Source organism: Nocardioides luteus (assembly GCF_014648595.1).
Lineage (GTDB): Bacteria > Actinomycetota > Actinomycetes > Propionibacteriales > Nocardioidaceae > Nocardioides > Nocardioides luteus.
Map to the genome: position 1 here is coordinate 200,349 of NZ_BMRK01000006.1, position 25,065 is coordinate 225,413.

19 protein-coding genes are annotated in these 25,065 nt (G+C 70.4%); 8 read left to right on the plus strand and 11 right to left on the minus strand.

Translation table 11 applies throughout. The features are described 5' to 3' along the window. The coding region (locus tag IEY81_RS10190; RefSeq protein ID WP_189118359.1) for a hypothetical protein at nt 1-1,382 on the minus strand (1,382 nt) is incomplete at its 3' end. A gap of 88 nt (nt 1,383-1,470) precedes the next feature. Beyond that, a complete protein-coding gene (locus IEY81_RS10195) occupies nt 1,471-1,977 on the minus strand; it encodes a DoxX family protein (RefSeq protein ID WP_189118360.1) in 507 nt (168 codons plus the stop codon). Between the two features lie 90 nt (nt 1,978-2,067). Between IEY81_RS10195 and IEY81_RS10200 the strand changes: the two genes are divergently transcribed. Then, on the plus strand, nt 2,068-2,934 hold the full coding sequence (locus IEY81_RS10200) for a DMT family transporter (protein ID WP_189118361.1): 867 nt from the start codon (nt 2,068-2,070) through the stop codon (nt 2,932-2,934). Nucleotides 2,935-2,950: 16 nt separating this feature from the next. Here IEY81_RS10200 and IEY81_RS10205 read toward each other — a convergent pair whose 3' ends face one another. Next, nucleotides 2,951-3,586 (minus strand): TetR/AcrR family transcriptional regulator, encoded by a 636-nt coding sequence (locus IEY81_RS10205; protein WP_189118362.1) that lies wholly within the window; start codon nt 3,584-3,586, stop codon nt 2,951-2,953. Nucleotides 3,587-3,729: 143 nt separating this feature from the next. Between IEY81_RS10205 and IEY81_RS10210 the strand changes: the two genes are divergently transcribed. Genes IEY81_RS10210 through IEY81_RS10220 form a run of 3 tightly spaced genes read left to right on the plus strand, consistent with a single transcriptional unit; the run spans nt 3,730 to nt 7,224 of the window. Further along, a complete protein-coding gene (locus tag IEY81_RS10210) occupies nt 3,730-4,512 on the plus strand; it encodes an SDR family NAD(P)-dependent oxidoreductase (protein ID WP_189118363.1) in 783 nt (260 codons plus the stop codon). Nucleotides 4,513-4,514: 2 nt separating this feature from the next. Next, nucleotides 4,515-5,648: a DUF5938 domain-containing protein gene (locus tag IEY81_RS10215; protein WP_189118364.1), complete on the plus strand. Its 1,134-nt coding sequence runs from the start codon at nt 4,515-4,517 to the stop codon at nt 5,646-5,648. A 10-nt stretch (nt 5,649-5,658) separates the two neighbouring features. Then, nucleotides 5,659-7,224, plus strand: a complete 1,566-nt coding sequence (locus tag IEY81_RS10220) for an AMP-binding protein (protein ID WP_189118365.1) — start codon at nt 5,659-5,661, stop codon at nt 7,222-7,224. A 134-nt stretch (nt 7,225-7,358) separates the two neighbouring features. Here the strand turns inward: IEY81_RS10220 and IEY81_RS10225 are convergent, their stop codons facing one another. From IEY81_RS10225 to IEY81_RS10240, 4 genes are read right to left on the minus strand one after another with little or no spacing between them, the layout of a single operon-like run. Continuing rightward, complete coding sequence (locus tag IEY81_RS10225) at nt 7,359-7,868, minus strand: pyridoxamine 5'-phosphate oxidase family protein (RefSeq protein WP_189118366.1); 510 nt, start codon at nt 7,866-7,868, stop codon at nt 7,359-7,361. A 50-nt stretch (nt 7,869-7,918) separates the two neighbouring features. Next, the gene (locus IEY81_RS10230) at nt 7,919-8,308 is read right to left on the minus strand and encodes an acyl-CoA thioesterase (protein WP_189118367.1); all 390 of its coding nucleotides are present in this window, start codon (nt 8,306-8,308) and stop codon (nt 7,919-7,921) included. Then, nucleotides 8,305-9,507, minus strand: coding sequence for a fumarylacetoacetase (gene fahA / locus IEY81_RS10235; RefSeq protein WP_189118368.1), 1,203 nt, complete (start codon nt 9,505-9,507; stop codon nt 8,305-8,307). The genes IEY81_RS10230 and fahA overlap by 4 nt, the downstream gene beginning before the upstream one ends. Further along, a complete protein-coding gene (locus IEY81_RS10240) occupies nt 9,504-10,712 on the minus strand; it encodes a homogentisate 1,2-dioxygenase (RefSeq protein WP_189118369.1) in 1,209 nt (402 codons plus the stop codon). The genes fahA and IEY81_RS10240 overlap by 4 nt, the downstream gene beginning before the upstream one ends. Nucleotides 10,713-10,818: 106 nt before the next feature. On the opposite strand from IEY81_RS10240, the gene IEY81_RS10245 reads away from it, so the two are divergent. Together IEY81_RS10245 and IEY81_RS10250 are read left to right on the plus strand one after the other, a co-directional pair. Beyond that, on the plus strand, nt 10,819-11,214 hold the full coding sequence (locus tag IEY81_RS10245) for a hypothetical protein (protein ID WP_189118370.1): 396 nt from the start codon (nt 10,819-10,821) through the stop codon (nt 11,212-11,214). Nucleotides 11,215-11,366: 152 nt separating this feature from the next. Next, on the plus strand, nt 11,367-11,936 hold the full coding sequence (locus IEY81_RS10250; RefSeq protein ID WP_189118371.1) for a Uma2 family endonuclease: 570 nt from the start codon (nt 11,367-11,369) through the stop codon (nt 11,934-11,936). On the opposite strand, the gene betT is transcribed toward IEY81_RS10250, so the two are convergent. The 3 genes from betT to IEY81_RS10265 form a co-directional block, all read right to left on the minus strand. Continuing rightward, nucleotides 11,905-14,052 carry a choline BCCT transporter BetT gene (gene betT / locus IEY81_RS10255; RefSeq protein ID WP_229787651.1) on the minus strand — a complete coding sequence of 716 codons (2,148 nt, stop codon included), beginning with the start codon at nt 14,050-14,052 and terminating at the stop codon, nt 11,905-11,907. The two genes, IEY81_RS10250 and betT, sit on opposite strands and share 32 nt — an antisense overlap. A gap of 71 nt (nt 14,053-14,123) precedes the next feature. Continuing rightward, entirely contained in the window at nt 14,124-15,860 is a 1,737-nt protein-coding gene (gene betA / locus IEY81_RS10260) for a choline dehydrogenase (RefSeq protein WP_189118372.1), read from the minus strand. Nucleotide 15,861: 1 nt separating this feature from the next. Next, a complete protein-coding gene (locus IEY81_RS10265; protein WP_189118373.1) occupies nt 15,862-17,349 on the minus strand; it encodes an aldehyde dehydrogenase family protein in 1,488 nt (495 codons plus the stop codon). A 170-nt stretch (nt 17,350-17,519) separates the two neighbouring features. Between IEY81_RS10265 and IEY81_RS10270 the strand changes: the two genes are divergently transcribed. Next, a complete protein-coding gene (locus IEY81_RS10270) occupies nt 17,520-18,698 on the plus strand; it encodes an NAD(P)/FAD-dependent oxidoreductase (protein ID WP_229787653.1) in 1,179 nt (392 codons plus the stop codon). 103 nt (nt 18,699-18,801) lie between these two features. Next, on the plus strand, nt 18,802-19,746 hold the full coding sequence (locus IEY81_RS10275; RefSeq protein WP_189118375.1) for an RNA polymerase sigma-70 factor: 945 nt from the start codon (nt 18,802-18,804) through the stop codon (nt 19,744-19,746). Nucleotides 19,747-19,808: 62 nt separating this feature from the next. Here the strand turns inward: IEY81_RS10275 and IEY81_RS10280 are convergent, their stop codons facing one another. Beyond that, nucleotides 19,809-24,848, minus strand: coding sequence for an Ig-like domain-containing protein (locus tag IEY81_RS10280; RefSeq protein WP_306341454.1), 5,040 nt, complete (start codon nt 24,846-24,848; stop codon nt 19,809-19,811). Between the last annotated feature and the right edge of the window lie 217 nt (nt 24,849-25,065).

The following is a 25,065-nucleotide window of genomic DNA, read 5'->3' on the forward strand; positions in this document are numbered from 1 at the left end:
TCGCGGGGGGGGTTGGGGCGGAGGGATGCCCAGGTGGCGAGGGTGATGGCCAGGAGCATGACTGCGTTGTGGGCGTACTTCGGGAAGGGGGCTACGTCGCCGATGAGGGGAAAATAGGTGAAGGCGAGGATGCCGCGGAGGAGGAGGTACGTGGCGGCGAGGGCGGCGGTGTGGCGGAGCGTCCAGGGGCGGGTGCGGGAAGCCAGCCACACCAGGACGGCGATGGCGCTGGTGGTCGTCACCGCCACGAACACGCCGAGCCAGGTCGCGGGGAGCAGGTCGGGGATCACGGCGGCGACCAGGCCCACCGCGACGATCTGCCAGATCGGGAGCGGACGTGAGTCCGACGACGCGGACTCCGCACGCGGATGTCGAGCGCGGCGTACGCCGACGAGCACCGCGGCGAGTACGAACCCTGCCACCACGACCGCGGCGCCGACGAGCTGCGCCGGGCTGCCCGAGCGCGACTCCGGGTCGTTCACGATCAGCGCCGCCGCGACGCCGTAGCCGACCACCGCGAGCACAGCACCGATCGCACCCACCCACGGCCTCCTGGCCGTGGAAGGCACCCACGCCTCGGCCAGCGCGAGCGGCGCGGCGAAGCTGTAGATCACGTGGCCGATGATGAAGGAGTAGGCGTTGTAGCCGCTGAACCCGAGAGCCGGGATCAGGGTCGGCTCGCGGCTCTCCTCCCAGCCCTCGTAGCCGCCGTAGTCGGCGCTGAACAGCGACTGGTCGATGAGCCCGGCCTGCGCCGTGCCGAGCGCTGCGAAGAGCAGCAGCAGGCTCGGCCAGCCCCAGCCGCGACGACGGACCAGCTCGCGGGCGAGCAGCGCCGGCGCACCGTAGAGCGCCCCGAAGAAGACCACCGCGAAGGCGATGGCGCCGGGGTCGCCGGTGTTGTCCGCGTACGCGGCCAGCAGCTCGGCGCCGAGGGCGGACAGGACCAGCAGGCCGATCACCTGGAACCGGGTCACCCGCGGCCGCCGCGGCGTACGTTCCGGTCCCTCCTGGCCGGAGGGATCGGAACGTGGCGGCAGCGGCCGGAACCAGCGGCGGACGAGGCCGACGGCCGCCACCAGGAGACCCACGACCTCGATCCAGCGGGCGACCGCCTCCGGCACACCGCTGTCCGCGATGAGCTCCGGGCCGAGACCGTTGCGTACCGACACGAAGGTCACCACGACGACGGCCGCCAGACCGAGGACGACGCCGGCCCGGCCGCGCCACCACCACGCGCCCGCCGCGCCGACCAGCAGCACGACGACGCCGAGGTTGAACCGGACCCCGCCGCCGGGGGCGGGTGGCTGGAACACCGACAGCGCGAAGAGACCGAAGGCGGCGAGGAGAAGTCCGGCTGGAGCCAGCCGTTGCCAGTGCATGGGCCAACGTTAGGGGTGGCGCAGCCTCCGCCGCATCGTCCTCGGGTCGCGGGCCACCCCTACTTTGGGCGCATGCCGACCGAGGCGGTCAGCCCTCGGTGGAGCCACGACCCGGCCGCCAGAAGGCAGCCAGCAGGAGCGCCGTGCCGAGCACTCCCCCGCCGAGCGCGACCGCTCCACCGATCCAGCCGTCGTAGACGATGCCTAGCGCGGAGTCGAGCGAGATCGTGCCGGGGCCGGTGACGCCGAGAACGACCGAGACGACGGCCAGGATCATGACGTACTCCCAGCCCTCCTTGAAGACGAAGAAGCCGTTGGGGCGGTGGGCCAGCAGCGCGGCGACGAGCATCACGCCGACGACGCCGGCAGCGGCCAGCGGCGTGATGAGGCCGAGGATCAGGAGCACGCCGGCGCCGATCTCGGTCACCACGCTGGCCCACGCCTGCAGCTTGCCGTGGCGCAGGCCGAGGCTCTCGAACCAGCCGGCGGTGCCGGCGATCTTGCCGCCGCCACGCCAGTGGTTGACGCCGTGGGCGACCATCGTGCCTCCCACCGCGAGGCGGAGCAGCATCAGGGCAAGGTCGACGGGGTCCATCACAGAAGTCCTCGGTGTCGGGGGTTGGGTCGGTCCAGCCTAGGAGCAGGCTGGGAACGATGTGTGGAGCGACGCCGTAGGCTCACCCGAATGCTGCTGCTGGGAGTCGCCCTCGCCCTCGGATCGGCGGTCGCCCACGCCACCTGGAACACCGCGTCGAAGACGATCGCGCCCGCGGGACGGCCGGCGCTGTGGGGGGTCGCGATCGTGGAGTGCTGCCTGGTCGTCACGGTCACCGCGGTGGTGATGATCGTGCGCGGCCACGGCATCGCGGTCTCGTGGGAGCTCCTCCTGCTCTCGCTCGGCAGCACCACGATGCACGCGCTCACGATGGGCCTGGTCCAGGTGGCCTACCGCGACTTCGACGTCAGCCAGATCTACCCGCTCTCCCGCGGCCTCGCTCCGGTCGTGGTGGCGCTCACCGGCATCGTCGTGCTCGGTCAGTGGCTGAGCTGGGCGCAGTGGGCCGGCGTGCTCCTGATGGCCGCGGCGGTCGGGGCCCTGCTCTTCGAGACGGTCCGCACCGGCGGCTCGCTGCAGGCCAAGCCGCTGCTCTGGTCGGCGGGCATCGCGGTCTCGATCGCCGGCTACACCACCTATGACGGCTGGGTCGTCGTCGAGCGCGGCCTCGACCCGATCGCCTACTACGCGGTCGGCACCGTGATCCAGGTCGGCCTGTGGAGCGTGGTCGTGCGCGGCAAGTACGCCGAGGGGCTGCGCCAGCTCAGGATCCACGCCCGGACGGTGGCCGTGCTCGCAGTGCTGGTCCCGACCTCGTACGTCCTCAGCCTCTACGCCACGCTGCACGCACCGGTCTCGCTGGTGGCGGCGGTGCGCAGCTCGAGCCTGATCTGGGTCGCGATCTCGGCGGCGCTGGTGCTGCGCGAGCCGATCGGGAGGGTACGCATCGCCGCGACCGTCCTCGCCGCATCCGCCGTGGTCGCGATGGTGGTCTGAGCCCCCACCGTCGCAGCTAGACCGATTTCGGCGCCATCAGCATGGGCAGCATCCCGACCGCCTGGGCGCGCAGGTCCTCGAGGGCGCCCTCGCGGCCGTTGAGGTGGCCCAGCAGCCCCTGCTGGAAGATGCCGTCGAACATCCCGTAGACCACGGCGGAGTCGAGCGCTGGCTCAGCGCCGGCGAGCTCGGCGTAGCGGCTCACGATCCGGTCGACCATGTCGTCGAGGCTCTTGTCGATCTGGCTGACGGCCTCGCGCAAGCTCTCCTCGAACATCGACTGCGAGCGCAGGTCGTACCAGAGCCGGTGCATCGGCGCCTCCTCGACGATCGTCTCGACGAGCTTGTCGCCGAACCGCTCGGCGAGGTCGTCGGGAGAGGTCGCCTCGGCGACGACGCCGTCGTAACGGTGGACGCAGGTCTCCTTGTAGTAGCGCACGCAGAAGACGATCAGCTCGAGCTTGTCGTGGAAGTAGTAGTGCACGACGCCGTGGCTGAACTCGGAGTTGTTGGCGATCTCGCGCAGGCTCGAGCGTGCGTAGCCCAGCTCCCCCAGCGTACGCAGAGCCGACTCGGCGAGCGCCCGACGGCGCTCGTCGTGCTTGTCGGCAGGCGTGCGGCGAGACGCCTTGCGAGCTGCGGCCTGGGTCATGGGCGGCAACGATACCCCCTTCTTCTCGCGACCCCGCCTCAGCGCGAGTCGTTTTCTGGTCAATCGTCAAGAGAAATCTTGACAGTCGTCAAGATCAGCGATTGGCTGTGTGAGCCCGATCACAGCGACGAAGGAGTCACAGAATGACCGATCTGAGCGGACGTACAGCGCTCGTCACCGGCGGAGCCCAGGGGCTGGGCGAGGGGATGGCCCGCGCGCTCGCCGCGGCGGGAGCCAAGGTCGCGGTCGCCGACCTGCAGGACGACCAGGGTGCCAAGGTGGCCGAGTCGATCGGCGGCGCCTTCGTGCACCTCGACGTCACCGACGAGGCCTCCTGGGACGCGGGAGTCGCAGCGGCTGTCGACGCCGTCGGCGGGCTCGACGTCCTCGTCAACAACGCGGGCGTGGAGATCACCAGCCTGATCACCGAGCTCGACCCGGCCGACGTGAAGAAGATGCTGGAGGTCAACGTGCTCGGCACCTCCCTCGGCCTCAAGCACGGGCTGCGGACCATGCGGCCGGGCGGCGCCGCCGGCAACGGCGGCGTGATCATCAACGTCGCCTCCGTCGCGGCCACCATCGCCTTCCCCGGCATCGCCGTCTACTCGGCCACCAAGAGCGCCGTCGACCGGCTGACCCGCGTCGCCGCGATGGAGAGCGGCCAGCTCGGCTACGGCGTACGTGTCAACTGCGTCTACCCCGGCCTGGTGCCGACCGAGATGGGTGCCGGGCTCGCCAACGATGTCGCCCAGCTCGGCCTGTTCGAGTCGCCCGAGGCCGCCGTCGCCGGCGTGGTCGAGCTGACCCCGTCCGGACGCCTCGGCACCGTGCAGGACATCGCCGACGCGGTCGTCTTCCTGGCCTCCGACCAGGCCGCTTTCGTCAACGGCGTCGGCCTCCCGGTCGACGGCGGGATGGGGATGTGACCATGAGCGAGAAGAAGCCCGTCGTCGTCTACGGCGCCTCCGGCTACACCGGCCGGCTGGTCTGCGAATACCTGCGCGAGCTGGGGCTGCCGTTCGTGGCCGCCGGCCGCTCCAAGGACAAGCTGGTCGCCTCGATGGCCGCCAACGTGCCCGGCATCGAGACCGCCGACTACGAGGTCGCCGAGGTCGAGCACACGGTCGAGGCGCTCACCGAGCTGTTCACCGGCTCCCGCGTCGTGCTCAACACCGTCGGCCCGTTCTCCAAGCACGGTCCCGAGGTCGTCGAGGCGGCGCTGGCCGCCGGCGCCCACTACACCGACACCACCGGCGAGCAGGACTGGCTGATGACCTGCGAGTCGAGCTACGGCGAGGCGTACGCGGCCAAGGGTCTGCTGCTCGCGCCGGGCATCGCGCAGATGTACACCACCGGCGAGATCGCCGCCGAGCTCTGCCTCGAGCAGCCTGGCCTCGACACCCTCGACATCGCGGTCTTCTGGGGCGGCTCCCCCACGATCGCCTCGACGCGCACGATCCTGGTCAACGCCGCGACCGCGAAGGCGCACTACCTGGAGCAGAACGAGTACGTCGAGTTCGACCCGGAGGCCGGGCTGGTCCCGCTCGTGGTGCCGGGGCAGCACGAGCTGGCGCTCTCGCTGCCGTGGGGCGGCACCTCCCACCCGGTCTGGTACCGCCGCGACCCACGGGTCTCCAGCTGCAAGGCCCAGGGCGGCGTCTTCAACACCGCGCTGATGCACGGGGTGCCGCAGATCGTCGCGGGTGCGCTCGAGGCGACCAAGGACATGGACCCCGAGCAGCGCGACGAGGCCCTGACCGCGACCGCTGCGCAGGTGATGAACGAGATGCCGCCGCGGGAGAACCCACGGCTCAACAAGTCGCTCGACTCGGTGCACGCCTCGGGTCCGCTCGGCCGCGCGCACTGCGTCATCCACGGCAACCAGAACTACAAGCAGACCAGCCTGCTGCAGGCGTACGCAGCCCACTCCCTCCTGCAGCAGCCGCCGCGGCGCGTCGGGTTCGCCTCGGGCTGCCAGGCGTTCGGCCACCGTGAGCTGCTCGGCCAGCTGCAGGCGTTCGGGCTCGTCTCGGAGCCGGTCCTGACCCGGCAGCGCGGCTGAGGAGGCGTCGATGCGGCTGGTCGACTACCTCGACAAGGGCGCCTCGCTCGGCGGCGATGCACCCTGTCTCGTCTGCGGCGAGGACACCTGGACGTACGCCGAGGTCGTCGACCTCTCGAAGCGTGTCGCCGCGGGCCTGCGGGCCCGCGGCGTCGCGCCGGGGGCGAAGGTCGCCATCCTCTCGGCCAACGACCCGGTCGCCTTCGCCTCGGTGTTCGGGATCAGCCGTGCGGGGGCGGTGTGGTGCCCGATCAACCCGCGCAGCGAGGCCGCCGAGAACCGCGAGCTCCTCGAGCTCTTCGGCTGCTCGGTGCTGATCTTCCAGGCCTCCTTCGCCGGCCTGGTCGACGAGATCCGCGGCGACCTGCCGGAGCTGACCACCCTGGTCTGCCTGGACGGCTCGTTCGACTGGGCGCTGACCTGGGCGGACTTCCTGCGAGCCCCGGAGGTCGAGCCTGTCGAGACCTCTCCGTCGGACGACCCGCCCGACGACCCGCCTGACGACCTCGCCATGGTCGTCGGCACCGGCGGCACCACCGGCCGCCCCAAGGGCGTCATGCTCACCGGCACCAACCTGGAGACGATGTCGGCGATCACTTTGATGTCCTACCCGTGGCCGGGCGCCCCGGAGCGACCGACCTACCTCGCGCTCGCACCGCTCACCCACGCCGCCGGGGTGCTCTGCTTCCCGGTGCTGTGCCTGGGCGGCAAGATCGTGGTGATGCGTACCCCCGACGTGGGTGCGTTCCTCGAGCACGTCGAGCAGCATCACGTCACCCACACGTTTCTGCCGCCGACGCTGATCTACCTGGTGCTCGACCACCCGGCGCTGAGCTCGACGAACCTGAGGTCGCTGCGCTGCTTCTGGTACGGCGCGGCGCCGATGTCCGCGACCCGGCTGGAGGAGGCGCTGACCCGGATCGGCCCGGTGATGGCCCAGCTCTTCGGGCAGACGGAGGCACCGATGATGATCGCCACCATGGGCCCGGCCGACCACTTCCGCGGCGACGGGTCGATCGCCACCGAGCGGCTCTCCTCCGCCGGCCGGCCGGCACCCCTGGTGACGGTCTCGATCATGGGCGAGCGGGGCGCGCTGCTCGGCCCCGGAGAGCGCGGTGAGATCGTCGTACGCAGCTCCCTGGTCATGCGCGGCTACCTGAACAACCCCGAGGCCACCGCCGAGGCGAGCGCCTACGGCTGGCTCCACACCGGCGACATCGGCTACCTCGACGACGAGGGCTTCCTGCACATCGTCGACCGCGCCAAGGACATGGTGATCACCGGCGGCTTCAACGTCTTCTCCACGGAGGTCGAGCAGGCCCTGATGACCCATCCGTCAGTCGCCGACTGCGCGGTCGTCGGCCTCCCCGACGAGAAGTGGGGCGAGCGCGTCACCGCCGTCGTCCTCCCCCGCCCCGGCGCCGAGGTCGACGTCGAAGCCCTCAAGTCCCACGTCAAGGAGCAGCTCGGCTCGGTCAAGACCCCCAAACAGATCGAGGTCTGGCCCGACCTCCCGCGCTCGAAGGTAGGCAAGGTGCTCAAGGCGGAGATCAAGAAGGAGTTGCGGGGCTCGTGATGCCGAGTCGGCGCATCTGCCCCGCCCGGTGATGCCGAGTCGGCGCATCTGCCCCCGTGCCGCGCGAAGCGAAGCGAGCGCGAGGGGGCTGATGCGCCGACTCGGCGCGGGCCTTGATCACCCCGCCCCCACACTCACCCACGCGGAAACGACGCCGCGTCTGCCGCGTACGAAACCATCCACCCCGGATCGATCGTCGCGTACACAACCCCCGCCTCGTCCCACGTCTGCGGATCAGATCCGTAGAACTCGGTGAAGTACGCGTTGTGAGCCTCGAACTCCGGCCCCTCGGAGAAGACGCGGGCCTGACCATGCGTGAAGACGCCGACCCGCTCCCCGTCGACATGAGTGGCACTGACCGCCGGCCGGGCACGCATGTGCTTGATCTTGACCGCGGTGGCAGAGGTGCCGAACAGCCAGCGCCCGTGGACGAAATGTCCGTCGACACAGCTCGTCCGCGGCTCCCCGCGCGCGGTGACGGTGGCCAGCACCAGCACCTTCATGCCCGTCAGCTCGGTGACGAGCTGACGGGCATCGAGGCGGTGATCGTCGTCGACGATCCCGGTCAGGTGGCTGTTCGCTCGGCCGATCGAGGCGTCCAGGAGGCGTTGCAGGTCGGCGATCTCTTCGTCTGTCTCGTGCACACGAGGAGTCTCACACCAGCACGACCCCGGCGGCTTGACCGTTCTTGCGGCTATTCGATCGCGGCGGCGATCTCCGGCGGGATGGCGGTCGAGCCCGAGCCGTCGGCGGCGACGACCACGTAGACGACCGAGACCGCGCAGGCGACCTCCTCGCCCCGGCGGAACTCGAACTCGAGCGTGAAGCTCTTGGTGCCGATCCGGGCAGTACGCACCGGCACCTGCACCTTGTCGCCGAAGCCGATCCCGGCCTTCCAGTCGAGGTCGGCGTGGGCGAGCTGGACGTCGACGCCGAGCTCCTGCCAGCGGCTGAACGGCACCCCGCGCGCCTCGATGAAGTGAGTCATCGCCTCATCGACGTAGGTGAGGTACCAGCCGTTGAACATCACCCCCTGCTGGTCGATCTCGAGATAGCGCGGCGAGAACTCGTAGACCGACGTCACGGCCGCTCCTTCGCGGGCAGGATCCGCCCGCTGACCTCGCCGAGGGCGACCCGACCGCCGCCCGGTGCGGGCGCGGTGGCGGTGATCGTGACCTCGTCGCCGTCCTCCAAGAAGGTGCGTACCGACCCGTCATCGAGCTTGAACGGCTCGGCCCCCGACCAGCTGAGCTCGAGGAACGAGCCGCGCTGGCCCGGCTCGGGGCCACTGATCGTGCCGCTCGCGAAGAGGTCGCCCGGGCGCAGCGAGGCGCCGTTGGCGGTCATGTGGGCGAGCATCTGCGGAGCGGTCCAGTACATCGTGGCGTACGGCGGCTCGGAGACGAGCGTGCCGTTGATCCGCACCTCGAGAGCGAGGTCGAGACCCCAGGGCTCGAGGGCGGAGTCGTCGAGGTAGCCGACCAGCGGCACCTCCCGCTCCGGCGGAGCCACCCGCGCCGCCTCGAGCGCGGCGAGCGGGAGCACCCACGGCGAGATCGAGGTGGCGAACGACTTGCCGAGGAACGGGCCGAGCGGGACGTACTCCCAGGCCTGGACGTCGCGCGCGGACCAGTCGTTGAGGAGCGTGATGCCGAAGATGTGGTCGGCGGCCTCGGCGAGCGGGACGGGGTCGCCCATCTCGGAGCCGACGCCCACCACGAAGCCGAGCTCGGCCTCGATGTCGAGGCGCACCGAGGGGCCGTCGACGATGCCGTCGGGCGTCCTGCGCTGCCCGGTCGGACGGACGACGTCGGTGCCGGAGACGACCACCGTGCCGGCGCGGCCGTGGTAGCCGATCGGCAGGTGCTTCCAGTTGGGCGTCAGCGGCTCGGAGTCGGGACGGAAGATCTTCCCGACGTTGGTCGCGTGGTGCTCGGAGGCGTAGAAGTCGACGTAGTCGGCCACCGTGAACGGCAGCAGCAGCTCGGCCTCCGCCAGCGGCACCAGATGGGGTCGCACCTGCTCCTCGCACGCGGCGTCGCCGAGCAGCCGGGTCACCTCTGTGCGCACCTGCGCCCAGGCTTCCGGGCCCGCCGCGAGCAGACCGTCGAGACCGCCCTCGCAGAGCGCCGCGAGATCCGCTGCCGCCGCGGCGACGTCGAGCACGAGGTCACCGATCCGCACCCCGAGCCGCGGGGTCGCGTCCGTGGAGGTGCGGAAGGTGGCGTACGGGAGCGCCTCGAGGCCGAACTGACTGTCCTTGATGTCCAGCCAAGGGGTCACTTGCGACCCCCTGCCCAGGTCCAGGCGTACTTGCCGTCGTCGACCGCGGCTCCGGCCTCGCCGACCTCGAGCGGACGGAAGGTGTCGACCATGACCGCGAGCTCGTCGAAGAACTCCGCGCCCAGGCTGGCCTCCATCGCGCCCGGCTGCGGGCCGTGGGCGTGGCCGCCCGGGTGGAGGGTGATCGAGCCGACGCCGATGCCGGAGCCCTTGCGGGCCTCGTAGTCGCCGCCGACGTAGAACATGACCTCGTCGGAGTCGACGTTGGAGTGGTAGTAGGGCACCGGCACCGCGAGCTCGTGGTAGTCGACCTTGCGCGGCACGAAGTTGCAGATCACGAAGTTGTTGCCCTCGAAGACCTGGTGAGCGGGCGGCGGCTGGTGGACCTTGCCGGTGATCGGCATGTAGTCGGCGATGTTGAAGACGTAGGGGTAGAGACAGCCGTCCCAGCCGACCACGTCGAACGGGTGGTGCGGGAGCAGGTGGACCGAGCCGGCGATGCCGCCCGCACCCGGGCCGCGGTGCTTGATGTAGACCTCGACGCCGGACGAGCCGGCGGCGTCCACCACCTGCGGGTCGGTCGGGAGGCGGAGGTCGCGCTCGCAGTAGGGAGCGTGCTCGAGGAACTGGCCGTAGCGGGACAGGTAGCGCTTGGGCGGGGCGATGTGGGAGTTCGCCTCGATCGCGTAGACCCGCAGCGGTGCGTCGCCGGTCGGCACCCAGCGGTGGGTGGTGGCACGCGGGATCACCACGTAGTCGCCCTCCCCCACGGTCAGGTCGCCGAAGACCGTCTCGACGACCCCGTCACCGGACTCGACGTAGACGCACTCGTCGCCGATCGCGTTGCGGTAGAGCGGCGAGGTCTCGCCGGCCACGGCGTAGTGGATGCGTACGTCGGCGTTGCCGAGCACCAGCCGACGGCCGGTCACCGGGTCGTGTCGTTTCCAGTCCTCGCCTGGGAAGAGGTCGTGCAGACCGAGGTGCATCGGCCGCAGGGGATGGTTGGGAGTGGTGCCGTGGTCGTGCAGCTCCCAGACACGTACGTCCTGCACCGCCGAAGGGATGTGGCGGTGGTAGAGCAGAGAGGAGTCCGAGGAGAACCCCTCCTCACCCATGAGCTCTTCGTAGTAGAGATTCCCTTCTCCGTCGCGGTGTTGGGTGTGCCGCTTGGGCGGGATGTGCCCGCGCTGTTGGTAATGCGCCATACCCCGGATCGTACGTGACCTGGACCACACCGATCACGGGGGCCGAAGGTCCCGAATTCGTCTGGGTACCTCCCGGGGCATAGCCCCGCTCCCCTACCCTCCAGGGATGCCCTCAGAGACCCCCGAGACCCTCTTCGTGGCGCACGCGACGGGCCGTCTCCTGCACGTCCGGGCCTGCCCACAGCTCCTCGGCCTCGACGCCCCCGTCGTCGCCACCGCCACGCAGGTCCAGACCCTCGGCACCTGCGTCTGGTGCGCCAAGGAGCTCTCCGAGGCCGGCCGACGATACTTCGACTCCGTCGAGCAGGCCGTACGCACCCTCGACCCCTCCGGCGACGCAGTCCGCGCCACCCAGGAAGCCCTCGGCGACCTCGCCTACGACCTCGTCTGGGTCCCGCCCAGCTACTCCCACATCGCGGTCGGCGACAAGACCCACGCCGTCGCCTGGATCGGCCGCGGCTGCGTCATGCACGCGGACGGCCGCCTCATCGACTTCGCCTGAAGCACTCCGGAGGTCGAGCCTGTCGAGACCCCTTGGCGGAAACACCACCGAGGCAGATGCGCCGACTCGGCGTGTCTGAGCGGGGCAGATGCGCCGACTCGGCGAATTCTCTGTCGGCCGCCGCAGGCTCTCGCACGCGTTATCCTCGTTGCATGACCGCGCTGCCCGACTGGATGCGCCCTCCGCGTGAGGAGGGTTGGTACTCCGAAGACCTCGACATGCTCGTCGAGGCGCCGCGCCATACCGAACTCATAGACGGAGCCTTGGTCTTCAACATGTCGCCGCAGCGTCGCTGGCACAGTCGACTCGTCACTGCCCTGACCAACGCACTGACGGCCCAGGCCCCGGACGGGTTCGAGGTCGACCGGGAGCTCACCGTGGTGCTGGACCGGCGCAACCGCCCCGAGCCGGACGTGCTGGTGAGCACGGAGCGGATCCCCGACCAGGCCTCCTACTACGAGGCGGCCTCGGTGGTGCTGGTGGTCGAGGTGGTCTCGCCGGAGTCGGAGCACCGCGACCGGATGGTGAAGCCGCAGAAGTACGCCGAGGCCGGGATCGGTCACTACTGGCGGATCGAGAACGAGGACGGCGCGCCCGCGATCCACGTCTACGAGCGCGACGAGCTCACCAACGGCTACGTCGCGACCGGGATCTACCGCGACCGGCTCGACGTGCCGGTGCCGTTCCCGGTCAAGATCGATCTGGCTGCTCTGCTGCGCTGACCGCGGCGACCTCCTCCTCGGCCGGCAGCTGCTCCTGCTGGACGAGGTGCAGGTAGGAGAGGTGACGCTCGTACTGGTCGAGCACGTCGCCCATCAGCTGCTCGCGGGAGTAGCCGTTGACGTCGTAGCCCTGGGTGCCCTCGGCGAGGTGGACCTCGGTGCGGAAGTAGACCTCGCCGGTGACCCGGCCGACGGCGAAGGTCGGGGCGGGGCACGGCTGCGGAGCGACCTTGTAGACGAAGGCCGGGGCGTCCTCGAGCTCGGTGTGGATCTGCACGCCCGCGACGCCGCGTACGGCCTTGGTCTCGGTGACCGTCGAGGTCAGTCCGTGGGAGGAGAGCTCGGCGGCGACCTCCTCCAGGACCGGGGTGGCGACGGTGGCGATGAACCGCTCGGTGTCCCTGGCAGTCGGGTAGGTGACCGAGCGGCGCAGCCGCTGCGACAGCGACGGGCGTACGCCACCCTCGGCCGCCCCGGCGAGGCGGGCCGAGGAGATCGCGGCCGGCAGGGCGTAGCGGACGCTGTCGGTCTTGTAGGACTCCAGCCGCAGCGAGCGGTAGAGGCCGACGGCGACCAGGGCGAGCACGATCGAGAACGGCAGCCCCATGATGATCGTCGCGTTGGTCAGCGTGGTGAGCCAGTCGTCGCCGCCGAGGAACATCAGCGCGAGGGTCAGCGCGCCGATCGCCGCCGACCAGAAGATCCGCACCGGGATCGAGCAGTCGGCCATCGGGTGCGGCAGCCGCGAGGTGAAGTTGCCCATCACCAGCGCGCCGGAGTCGGCGGAGGTGACGTAGTAGAGGAACCCGGTGAGGGTGGCGAGCGCGACCAGCGCGATCGCGCCCGGGTAGTTGTCGAGGAAGGCGTAGAAGCCCTGCGCGTAGTCGGCGTTGGTCATCTCACCGAACTCGGCGTCGCCGCCGCGGATCCGGCCCAGAGCGCTGTTGCCGAAGATCGAGACCCACAGCAGGATGAAGCCGAACGGGATCATCATCACGCCGACCAGGAACTGCCGGATCGTCCGGCCGCGCGAGATGCGGGCCAGGAACAGCCCGACGAAGGGCGACCAGGCGACCCACCAGGCCCAGAAGAAGAGGGTCCACAGGTTCTTCCAGACGCCGACGTCCGGGTTCTCGGCGGTGCTGTAGGGCATCGTGTCGAAGCTCATCCCCGGCAGGTGCACGAGGTAGTCACCGAGGTTGTTCACCAGCGAGTTGAGCAGGAACGCGGTGTCGTCGGAGAAGAGCACGTAGAGCATCAGCACCAGCGAGAGCAGCACGTTGAGCTCGGAGAGCCGGCGGATGCCCTTGTCGACGCCGGAGACCGCCGAGATCGTGCCGAGCATCACCGCGACGACCACGAGCCCGACCTGAGCAGCACGACCCTCGGGGATGTCGAAGAGGACGTTGAGGCCCGCGTTGAGCAGCGCGATGGAGATGCCGAGCGAGGTGGCGATGCCGAAGATGGTGCCGAGCACGGCGGCCAGGTCGATGCCGTCACCGAGCCGGCCGTGCACGCGCTTGCCGAAGATCGGGTAGAGCGCCGAGCGGATCGAGAGCGGCAGGCCGTGGCGGAAGGAGAAATAGCCCAGCGCCATGCCCATCACGGCGTACATCGCCCAGCCGGAGAGCCCGTAGTGGAACAGCGTCCAGTTGACCGCCTGCTCGGCGGCGGCGACGGTGCCGCCCTCGCCCGTGGGTGGGGTGAGGTACTGCGAGACCGGCTCGGCGACCGAGTAGAACATCAGGTCGGCGCCGATGCCGGCCGCGAAGAGCATCGCGGTCCAGGTGAACAGCGAGTACTCCGGGCGGGACTCCTCCGGCCCGAGCCGGACCTTCCCGAACCGGGAGAGGCAGACGAAGAGGACGAACGCGATCAGCCCGGCCGCGAGCGCGAAGTACCACCAGCCGAAGTAGTCCGAGATCCAGCTGACCACCGAGCCGATCGCGCTGCCTGCGGTCTCGGGAAGGAGCAGCGTGAAGAGCGTGAACGCCACCACGACTCCGGCGGAGCCGAAGAAGACGGTCTTGTTCAGCTCCGGCTTCGCATCCGAGATCTCATCAGGGTCGACGGCTGGCTCACCCAGCGTCGTACGCATCGGGTCGGTCTCCGGCATGAGCTGTCTCCTCCGGTTTCGGGTGGCGGCAGCATAGTCCTACGCGGCCGGGCTGGGGTTTCGGTCAGGTGTCAGCTCTTGTTGCGCGGGTCTCCGGCCGGCCACAGCGGCGTGTCGCCACGGTGGCGGTAGAAGGGCACGTCCGAGGGAGCCAGCGGGGTGTTGCCCGCGATCAGGTCGGCCGCCTTCTCCGCGACCATCATCACCGGCGCGTAGATGTTGCCGTTGGGCACGTAGGGGAAGACGCTGGCGTCCACGACGCGCAGCCCCTCGGTGCCGTGCACCCTCATCGAGCTCGGGTCGGTCACCGCCATCTCACCGGTGCCCATGGCCGCGGTGCAGGAGGGGTGCAGCGCGGTCTCGGCGTCCTTGCGGACCCAGTCGAGGATCTCCTCGTCGGTCTCCACCGACGGGCCCGGCGACATCTCGCCGGCGTTGAACGGCGCGAACGCGGGCTGGTTGAGGATGTTGCGGGCGACCCGCACGGCCTCGACCCACTCGCGCCGGTCGTTGGGCGTGGAGAGGTAGTTGAAGAGCATCGAGGGGTGCTCGAACGGGTCGTCGGACTTGATCCGGACGTGGCCGCGGGTGTCGGCGTACATCGGGCCGATGTGGACCTGGTAGCCGTGCTGGCCCTTCTCCTGGCCGGGCGCCATCGAGCCGTCGTAGCGGATCGCGATCGGCAGGAAGTGGAACATCAGGTTGGGCCAGTCCACGTCCTCGTTGGAGCGGGCGAACCCACCGCCCTCGAAGTGGTTGGTCGCGCCGAGACCCTTCTTGCCGAAGAGCCACTGCCAGGCGATCTTGGGCCGCTGGTGCCAGGCCAGGCCGGGCGCGATCGAGACCGGCTGCTTGGAGGCGTACTGGATGTAGACCTCGAGGTGGTCCTGGAGGTTCTCGCCGACGCCGGGCAGGTTGTGGACGACGTCGATGCCGTGGGAGCGCAGCAGCGACTCCTCCCCCACCCCGGAGAGCTGAAGCAGCTGAGGCGTGTTGATCGCGCCACCGCAGCAGATGATCTCCTTGGCCCGGACCGAGTGCGGCCTGCGGGCCCGGCCGACGCCGCGTACGTAGTCGACGCCGGTCGCCCGCGGGGTGTCGCCGGAGGTGTCGAAGCGGATCTTCGTGGCGTGCGCGAAGGTCTCGACGGTGAGGTTGGGGCGGTTCATCACCGGGTGCAGGTAGGCCCGGGCCGCCGACCAGCGGCGACCGTCCTTGACGTTGCGGTCGAAGGGCGCGAAGCCCTCCTGGCGGTAGCCGTTGACGTCGTCGGTCAGCGGGTAGCCGGCCTCCTGGGCGGCCTCGAAGAACGCCGCGAAGAGCGGGTTGGAGGCGGGGCCGCGCTCGAGGTGGAGCGGGCCGGAGCCGCCGCGCCACTGGTCGGCGCCGGAGGTGCCGTCCTCGAGGAAGCGGCTCTCCATGCGCTTGAAGTAGGGCAGCACGTGGCGGTAGTCCCAGTCCTCCATGCCGGCATCAGCGGCCCAGCGCTCGTAGTCCATCGGGTTGCCGCGCTGGAAGATCATCCCGTTGATCGAGCTCGAACCGCCGAGCACCTTGCCGCGGGCGTGGTAGACCTTGCGGCCGCCCAGGTGGGGCTCGGGGTCGGTCTCGTAGCCCCAGTCGTAGAGCTTCGAGCCGATCGGGAACGGCAGCGCCGCCGGCATGTGGATGAACGGGTCGATCTTGAAGTCGCTGTGGCCGGCCTCCAGCACCAGCACCTTCGTGGACGGGTCGGCGCTGAGGCGGTTGGCCAGCGCCGAGCCGGCCGATCCGCCGCCGATGATGACGAAGTCGTACGTCGTGGTCATCTCAGTTCTCCTTCGTCGAGCGCGGCTGGAACCAGTGCTGCGGCTTCGGGTCGATGTTGTGCCAGATGTGCTTGGTCTCGCGGTACTCCTCCAGCCCGGCCTGGCCGAGCTCGCGGCCGATCCCGGACTGCTTGTAGCCGCCCCACTCGGCCTGGGCCACGTAGGGGTGGTAGTCGTTGATCCACACCGTGCCCATCCGCAGCCGGGCGGCCATCCGCTCGGCGCGCCCGGCGTCGGTGGTCCACACCGCGCCGGCGAGACCGTAGATGGAGTCGTTGGCGATGCGTACGGCGTCGTCCTCGTCGGTGAAGGTCTCCACGGTGAGGACCGGCCCGAACGACTCCTCCTGGGTCACCGCCATCTCGGTGGTGCAGTCGTCGAGGATCGTGGGCAGGTAGTAGAACCCGTCGGCGTAGGCAGGGTCCTCGGGCCGCTTGCCGCCGGTGCGGAGCGTGGCACCTTCGGCCAGCCCCTTGGCGACGTAGGCCTCGACCTTGTCGCGATGTCCGCTGCTGGTCAGCGGGCCGGTCTCGGCCTCGGTGTCGAACGGGCCGCCGAGCCGGATCTGCTCGGCGCGCGCGACGAGCTCGTCGACGAACTCGTCCTTGATCGACTCCTCGATGATCAGCCGCGCCCCGGCCGAGCAGACCTGGCCGGAGTGGAGGAAGACCGCGGTGAGCGCGAAGTCGAGCGCGGTCTCCCGGTCGGCGTCGGCGAAGACGATGTTGGGGTTCTTGCCGCCGAGCTCGAGGGCGACCTTCTTCACGGTCGCCGCGGCGTTGGCCATCAGCAACCGCCCGGTCTCGACGCCGCCGGTGAAGGAGACCAGGTCGACGCGCGGGTCCTGCGAGAGCGGTGCCCCGGCGTCCGGGCCCGCGCCGAGGACCAGGTTGCCGACGCCGGCCGGCAGGCCGGCCTCCTCGAGGACGCGCATCAGGTGGATAGCGGTGTGCGGCGTGATCTCGCTCGGCTTGAGCACGAACGTGTTGCCGGCGGCCAGGCACGGCGCCACCTTCCAGGCCACCTGGAGCAGCGGGTAGTTCCACGGGCTGATCAGCCCGCAGACGCCGACCGGCTCGTGCACGATCCGGCTCTTCACGTTCGGGTCGCCGGTGTCGACGACCCGGCCGGCCTCCTCCGTGGCGACGTGCCCGAAGTGGCGGAAGACGGAGACCACGTCGGCGATGTCGTACTCGCTCTCCACCAGCCGCTTGCCCGTGTCGAGCGACTCCGCCTTCGCGATGGCGTCCGTGTCGCGCTCGAGCAGGTCGGCGACCTTCAGCAGCAGGTCACCGCGCTCTCGCGCCGGCGTCGCCGCCCACTCCCCTCGATCGAAGGCCTCGCGCGCCGCGGCGATGGCGGCGCTGGTGTCCTCCGCCGTCGCCTCGTCGACCTCGCCGACCGTCTTGCCGTCGGCCGGACACACGATCGTGCGTGTTCCGCCGCCGACTGCCTTACGCCATTCCCCACCGATGAACAGGCTTCCCATGTGCCCAGACAATCCCGGAACCGGCTGCCCGTCAAACCCCTGTCCGCCCTTATCACGACCTATTTTCCTGCCGGAGCACCCGGTTCCGGTGTCCCGGGTCACAGCCCGTGTCACAACCGGGGCCCGGCCGGGGTCCTAGGGGTATGAACCTCGACAAGCAGAAGACCTCCATGAGCAACCCGCACGTCGTCGTCATCGGTGGCGGATACGCCGGTGTGATGGCCGCCAACCGGATGACCAAGCGTGCCGATGTGGCGATCACGCTGGTCAACCCGCGCGACCACTTCGTCGAGCGGATCCGTCTCCACCAGCTGGCGGGTGGCACCTCCTCGGCCGTCGTGGCCTACGCCGACGTGCTCGCCGAGCGGGTGCGGCTCGTCGTCGACGCGGTGTCCGCCATCGACGCCGGAGCGCGGACGATCACGCTCGCGAGCGGTGCGGAGATGGCGTACGACTATCTGGTCTACGCCGTCGGCAGCGCCGGCACGGCTCTGGTGCCCGGGGCGGCCGAGCACGCCTACGGGATCTCCACCTTCGAGGAGGCGACCCGGCTGAAGGCGGCTCTCGACGCCGCCCCTGCCGATGCTCCAGTGGTCGTCGTCGGTGGCGGGGCGACCGGCATCGAGGTCTCCGCCGAGCTGGCCGAGGCGGGACGCCGGGTGGCGCTGGTCTGCGACGACCTCGGCCCCTCGTTGCACGAGAAGGCCCGGAGGGTGGTCCGCCGGGACCTGCGCCGCCTGGGGGTCGACCTCCTCGAAGGCGCCCGGGTCACCGAGGTGCTGCCCGGCCACGTACGCCTCGACGACGGTCGCGAGCTGCCCGGATCGGTGACGGTCTGGACCGCCGGGTTCGCCGCGCCGGGGCTCGCACGGGCCGGCGGGCTGACGACCGACGAGCTCGGCCGGCTGGTCACCGACGAGACCCTGACCAGCGTCGACGACGACCGGATCATCGCGACCGGCGACGCCGCGGCGCCGTCGGGGATGGGCTACCGGATGAGCTGCCAGGCGGCCAACCAGCTGGGCCCGCTGGCGGGCGACACGGTGCTCACCCGGCTCGCCGGTGCGAGCCCCGAGCCGGTCAGTGTCGGCTTCGTCGGCCAGTGCCTCAGCATCGGCCGCAGCCGGGGCGTGATGAACCTGACGCGCCGCGACGACACCGCGGTCGTGGGCCGGGTCACGGGTGTGGCCGGGGCGAAGATCAAGGAGCTGATCTGCGGCGGCACCGTCTCGGCGCTGGCGAAGGAGGCGCGCCGGCCTGGGTCCGCCTTCGTCCTCCCCGACCGGGGGCGGTCCGAGCGGGTCAGCGCGACGGCGGTGCGGCCGCTGGTGGAGGGCGCAGCTCGGTGAGGGCGGCGGCCGGGGCGTCGTCCGCCTCGGCTGAGCCCGCCGTGTCACAGCGGTGGGCGCCGTCTCGTCCCAGGGTGGAGGATGTCGAACGAGGAGGACGACCGTGACACCTGAGACCGAGCGCGAGTTCGAGGAGCTGCGACCGCTGCTCTTCTCGATCGCCTACCGGATCCTCGGCAGCGTGAGCGAGGCCGAGGACGCGGTGCAGGAGACCTGGATCCGGCTGGCGAGGAGCTCGACCGAGCCCGACTCCCTCAAGGCATATCTGTCGACCGTCGTCACCCGCGTCTCCCTCGACGTGCTGCGCTCGGCGCGCGTGCGGCGCGAGGCGTACGTCGGTCCGTGGTTCCCCGAGCCGCTGCCGACCGACTCGCGCGTGGAGGATCCGGCCGACCTCTACGCCGACCCCGAGCGCGCGACCGAGCTGGCCGACTCGGTCTCGATGGCCGCCCTGCTGCTCCTGGAGCGGCTCAGCCCGCTGGAGCGGGCGGTGTTCGTGCTGCGTGAGGTCTTCCGCTTCGGCTTCGCCGACATCGCCGCGGCGGTCGACCGCTCCGAGGCCGCCTGCCGCCAGCTCGCCTCGCGGGCGCGACGCCACATGGACGAGGGGAAGACCCGGTTCGAGGCCGACCGGCACAAGCGCGCCGAGCTGTCGAGCCGCTTCTTCGAGGCCCTGCGCGACGGCGACGTGGAGCGGCTCCAGGGCCTGCTCGCCGCCGACGTGGAGACGGTCAACGACGGCGGCGGTGTCGCCGGCGGCGCCGGCGGCCGGTTCGGCGCCGAGCGGGCGGCCCGCATCTTGGTGAACGCCGTGCCGCCGCTGCTCGCCACCGGGGCTCGGCTGGAGGAGCGCGAGCTCAACGGCGAGCCGGGCGCGATCCTGCGCGACGTCGACGGCGCCGTCATCGGCACCTGGACCCTCGACGTCCTCGACGGCCAGGTCCAGCGGATCCTGTCGGTCACCAACCCGGACAAGCTCGGCCATCTGGGCCCGGTGGCGGACTTCAAAGAGGTCGTACGCCGCCGCAACCGCGCCCGACGCACGTAGAGATGGCGGTGGGCGACGGGACCCCACTCCCGTCGCCCACAGCCGTCCTATCCCGGACCTGGTCAGTCCTGGCTGCGCCCCCTGCTCGCCGCCATCATGATGCCGATCAGCACCATGCCCAGACCAAGGCCCAGCAGCGCGGCGAGGAAGGCCGGCGAACCGGTGTTCGGCAGTACGCCGCCACCCTTGCTGTCGCTGCCCGAGTCGCTGCTGCCGTTCCCGATGTTGCCACCGGTGTTGTCACCGGAGTCGTCGCCCGGGGTGTCGCCCGGGTTCTCGCCCTCGCAGACGACCTGGATCTCGACCGCCTCAGAGGCGGCGGAGGCCACTCCCCCGACGACCTGGGTGGCCGTCAAGGTGTGCTCGCCGCAGGCGAGCTCGGGCAGGGTCGTCGTCCACTCGCCGTTCTCACCGACGATCACCGTGCCGGCGTCCTCGCCGTCGACCTCGACGGTGACCTCCGCACCCGGCTCGCCGGTACCGGAGACCTCCGGGGTCTGGTCGACGTCCTCGCCGGTCTGCGGCGAGGTGATCTCCGGCGCGGGCGGGGTGACGGTGAACTCGACCGTGGTGGTCTCGCTCGTGTTGCCGGCCGCGTCGGTCTGGACCGCCTCGATGGTGTGGTCGCCGACCTCGAGCGGGTCGGTGACCGGGAGCGACCACGTGCCGTCGTCGTCGACGACCGCCGTACCGATCTCCTCACCGTCGACCTCGACCGTCACCGTGGCGCCGGGCTCGCCCTCACCCCGGATGATCGGGGTCGGGTCGCTCGTCGAGCCACCGTGCTCCGGCGCGGTGATCACGGGAGCGTCGGGAGCGACCGTGTCGATGGTGATGATCACCGAGTTCGAGTCCGGCGACGTGTTGCCCTGCTCGTCCTCAGCGTTGACGACGATGGTGTGGTCGCCGTCCTCGAGGGGCTCGTCGGGCGTGAACGTCCAGTTCCCGTCCTCGTCCACCGTGGTGGTGCCGATCTCCTCTCCATCGACGATGACCGCGATGGTGTCACCGGGGTCTCCGGTGCCCTCGATGGTCGGGGTGTTGTCGTTGGTGCTCTCCCCGGACTCGGGCGAGGTGATCACCGGCGCATTCGAGGTCGTGTCCACGGTGAAGTCGACGGGCTCGGATGCCTCGGAGGTGTTGCCGGCCTCGTCGGTCTGCGTCGCGGTCACCGTGTGCTCCCCCTCGGCGAGCGGCTCCTCCGGCGTGAACGTCCACGTACCGTCGCCGTTCACCGTGGTCTCACCCACGACCTCGCCGTCGATGCTGACCTCGACCGTGGCGCCCGACTCACCGGTGCCGGTGATGTCCGGCGTGGTGTCGGAGACCGAGCTGCCGTCGGCCGGGCCGGTGATCACCGGCGCGTCCGGGGCGGTCTGGTCGACCGTGAAGGCGACCGGCTCCGAGGGCTCGGAGACGTTGCCGGCGTCGTCGGTCGCCGTGGCCACCGCGGTGTGCGGGCCCTCGGCGAGCGGGTCGGTGAGGATCAGGTTCCACCTGCCCTCGGAGTCGACCGGCGCGGTGCCGACGACGTTGCCGTCGATCGTCACCGCGACCGTCGATCCGGGCTCGGCCGTACCGCTGACCGTCGGGGTCGGGTCGGTCGTCGAGGAGCCGTTCGCCGGGGCGGTGATGACCGGAACCTCGGGAGCCTCGGTGTCCACCGTGAAGGTCACCTCGTCCGAGCGCTCGGAGGTGTTGCCGGCCGCATCGGTCTGCGTCGCCGAGACCGTGTGCTCACCGTCGGCGAGCTCGTCGGTCAGCGGCAGCGACCAGGTGCCGTCCTCGTCGACCTCGGCCGTCCCCACGACCTCGCCGTCCACGGTGACCTCGACCGTCGCACCAGCCTCACCGGTGCCCTGGATCGTCGGGGTGCTGTCACCAGTGGTCGAGCCGTCGGCAGGAGCCGTGACGACCGGAGCCCCAGGCGCCTCGGTGTCCACGGTGAACGTGACCTCGGCAGAGGGCTCGGAGGTGTTGCCGGCCTCGTCGGTCTGCGTCGCCGAGACCGTGTGCTCACCATCCGCGAGCTGCTCGGTCAGCGGCAGCTCCCAGTTGCCGTCGGCGTCGACCGTGGCCTCGCCGACGACCTCACCGTCGACCGTGACCTCGACCGTCGCACCCGGCTCACCGGTGCCGCTGATCGTCGGGGTGCTGTCGGCCGTGGTCGAACCGTCGGCAGGAGCGGTGACGACCGGTGCCCCGGGCGCCGCGGTGTCCACCGTGAAGGGGACGGGCTCGGAGGTCGGCGAGACGTTGCCGGCCGCGTCCGTCTGCACCGCAGTCGCGGTGTGACCGCCGTCGGCGAGCGGCTCGGTCAGCTCCAGCGACCAGGTGCCGGTCTCGTCGACCGTGGTCGTTCCGACCGGCACGCCGTCGATGGAGACCTCGACCTCGGCGCCGGGCTCACCGGTGCCGGTGACGGTCGGGGTGTCGTCGTCGGTGACCGAGTCGGCCTCGGGCGAGGTGATCACCGGGGCCTCCGGCGCGGTCGTGTCGATGGTGACGATCACCGAGTTGCTCTCCGGTGACACGTTGCCGAGCTCGTCGGTCTGGGTGGCGACGAAGGTGTACGTCCCGTCCGCCAGCTCCGGAGCGTCGAGGCTCCACGTGCCGTCGCCGTCGACCGTCGTCGTGCCGATCTCGTTGTCGTCCTGGTCGTAGACCGTGATCGTGGTCCCCGGCGTGCCGGTGCCCTCGATCGTCGGGGTGCTGTCATCGGTGGTGGTGCCGCTCTCCGGGCCGGTGATGACCGGCGCGTCCTCGGAGGCGTCCACCGTGAAGGTGCTGCTCGCAGCCGGCGAGGTGTTGCCCGCAGCGTCGGTCTGCGTGGCGGTCGCGGTGTGCTCGCCCTCGGTGAACGGCGTACCGACGTCGATCGTCCAGGCGCCGCTCTCGTCGGCCTGGGTCTCGTAGTCGGTCCCGTCGACGGTCACGTTCACCGTCGCGCCGGGCTCGGCGGTGCCGGTCACGGTCTGTACGTCGGGGCCGATCGTCGAACCGTCCGCCGGACCGGTGATGACCGGGGCGTCCGGGGTGGCCGTGTCGACGACGAAGGTGTTGGAGTCGGCGGGCGACTCGTTGCCGGCCGCGTCGCTCTGGACGGCGGAGACGGTGTGCTCACCGTCGCCCAGCTCCTCGGTGACCGGGAGCGACCAGCTGCCGTCCTCGTCGACCTCGGCGGTGCCGATCATGGTCCCGTCCATGCTCACCTCGACCGTCGCGCCGGGCTCACCGGTGCCGCTGATCGTCGGGGTGTTGTTGCTGATCGTCGAACCGTCCGCCGGCGACTCGATCACCGGAGCGTCCGGCGCATCGGTGTCGATGGTGAAGGTGTTGGAGTCGGCCGGGGACACGTTGCCCGCGGCATCGGTCTGCACCGCCGAGACCGTGTGCTCACCATCGGCGAGCGCATCGGTGGTCGGCAACGACCAGTTGCCGTCAGCATCCACCTCGGCCGTACCGATCACGGTCCCGTCCACGCTCACCTCGACCGTCGCACCCGGCTCACCGGTGCCCGTGACCGTCGGGGTGCTGTCGCTGATCGTCGAACCGTCGGCCGGCGACTCGATCACCGGCGCGTCCGGAGCGGTGCCGTCCCGGTCGGCGTTGGGGCCGACGGTGGAGGTGGCCAGATCGATCTGGGCCGCGTCGCTGCCGAGCAGGGTGACCTGCGCGGCGGTGACGCTGTACGGCCCGGCGCCGGTGCCGCCGACGTCGTTCTGCACGTTGAGGTTGACCGCCACGACGTCGGTGAGGCCCTCCAGGACCGGGGCGAGAGCGTTCGTCGCCTCGGTCACGACCGTGTCGACCGCCGTGCCGGCAGTGGCCAGCGCCGTGTTGAGGGCGGTGTCGACCGCGCCTCCGATCGCCGGCACCAGGATGTTCGTGATCGGGCCGAGCAGCCCGTCGAGCGGGGCCAGGACACCGGAGCCGTCGGCGGTGATCGGCCGCTCGCCGTCGACGAGGGCGCCGAGCGTGCCGGTGTAGCCGATGTTCAGCCCGCCCAGGGTGGTCCCGAAGATCGGGTCACGCAACGTGGTGTCGGACGTGATCGAGATGTCGATGTAGTCCAGCGCGTTGGTGAGGATGTCGTTGAGGTTGCTCTGCAGCTGAGCGAGGAGCTTCGCGACGTCCGCGGAGACCTGCTGCATCACCTCGGGGCTGAGCAGGGTCGAGTTGGGCGGCAGGTTGTTGAGGTCGAGACCGCCGGCGAGGTTGACGGTGACCTGCCCGGTCAACGGGTCGATCGTGACCAGATCGGTCTCCAGCGGCGTGCTGAGGACCTCGTTCACCGCCTCGTCCAACCGGGAGTTGACGGTGACGCTGGTGTTCGTGCTGGCCGTACCGGTGACGCCGCCAACCAGGTTGATGATGCCGCCGACGGCGCCGTTGAGAGCTGTCTCGATGACGTCGGTGAGCCCGTTGACCGTGGTGTTGAGCGTACCGACAGCGTTGTTGGTGGTGGTGCCGATGTCGCCGACGACCGGCGAGTGCAGGTCGAGCGTCGCCTGGGCGACGTTGTGGTCGCGGGTGACGACCCACTGCCCCGAATTGTCGGGGTCGGGCTCGAGACGCGCCGAGGAGCCGACCGCGCCCAGGTCAAGCGCGGCGCGGTCGAGCACCTGGGTCTGTCCGAGCAGCGCGGTCAGGTCGAGGCTGGCGCCGGCGGTCTCGGTGTGGGCGCTGGAGACCGCGTCGTCCTCGGCGGTGGCCTCCTGGACCACCGCCTCGAGGTGCAGCAGGTCACCGAGCGACAGGTCGATGCCTGGCAGGTTCAGACCGATCGCACTCAGCGCGGTGACGTCGAGGTCGGCCTCGTCCACGGTAGGAGCGCTCGGCTCCTGACCGTCGGTGTGCTCGGCCTGCGCCCCTGCGATCCCGGCGATCGCGCTCAGGTCGATCCCGGTGAGCAGCGAACCGCTCAAGAACTGAGCCGACGACTGCGAGGCATCGCCCTGGTCCGCGTACGCGGCTGGGCTGATCCCCACCGCCATCGCACCCGCTGCGAGCGTCGCGACGACTGCTCCCCACCGACGTCCTGACCTTCGCCTCGACAAACGTCGAGACACACGTGAATCCATCGACATACGCGACGGCATGACTCCCCCAAGTGATAAATCCGAGCAAACAGTCGAAGACCGACTGATAGGCCGCCACCCGAATACCGGCAGGAGTACCTTGAATGAAGAGGAGGACTCCTGTCATCTATATGAGGGACGAAAGTTCACGCCACAAGGAAATTTAGCCCAATAGGGCTATGCGACTAGTCCCCGCGACGCATGGACACCGACCGCCACCCACCCTCGAAGGAGGGTG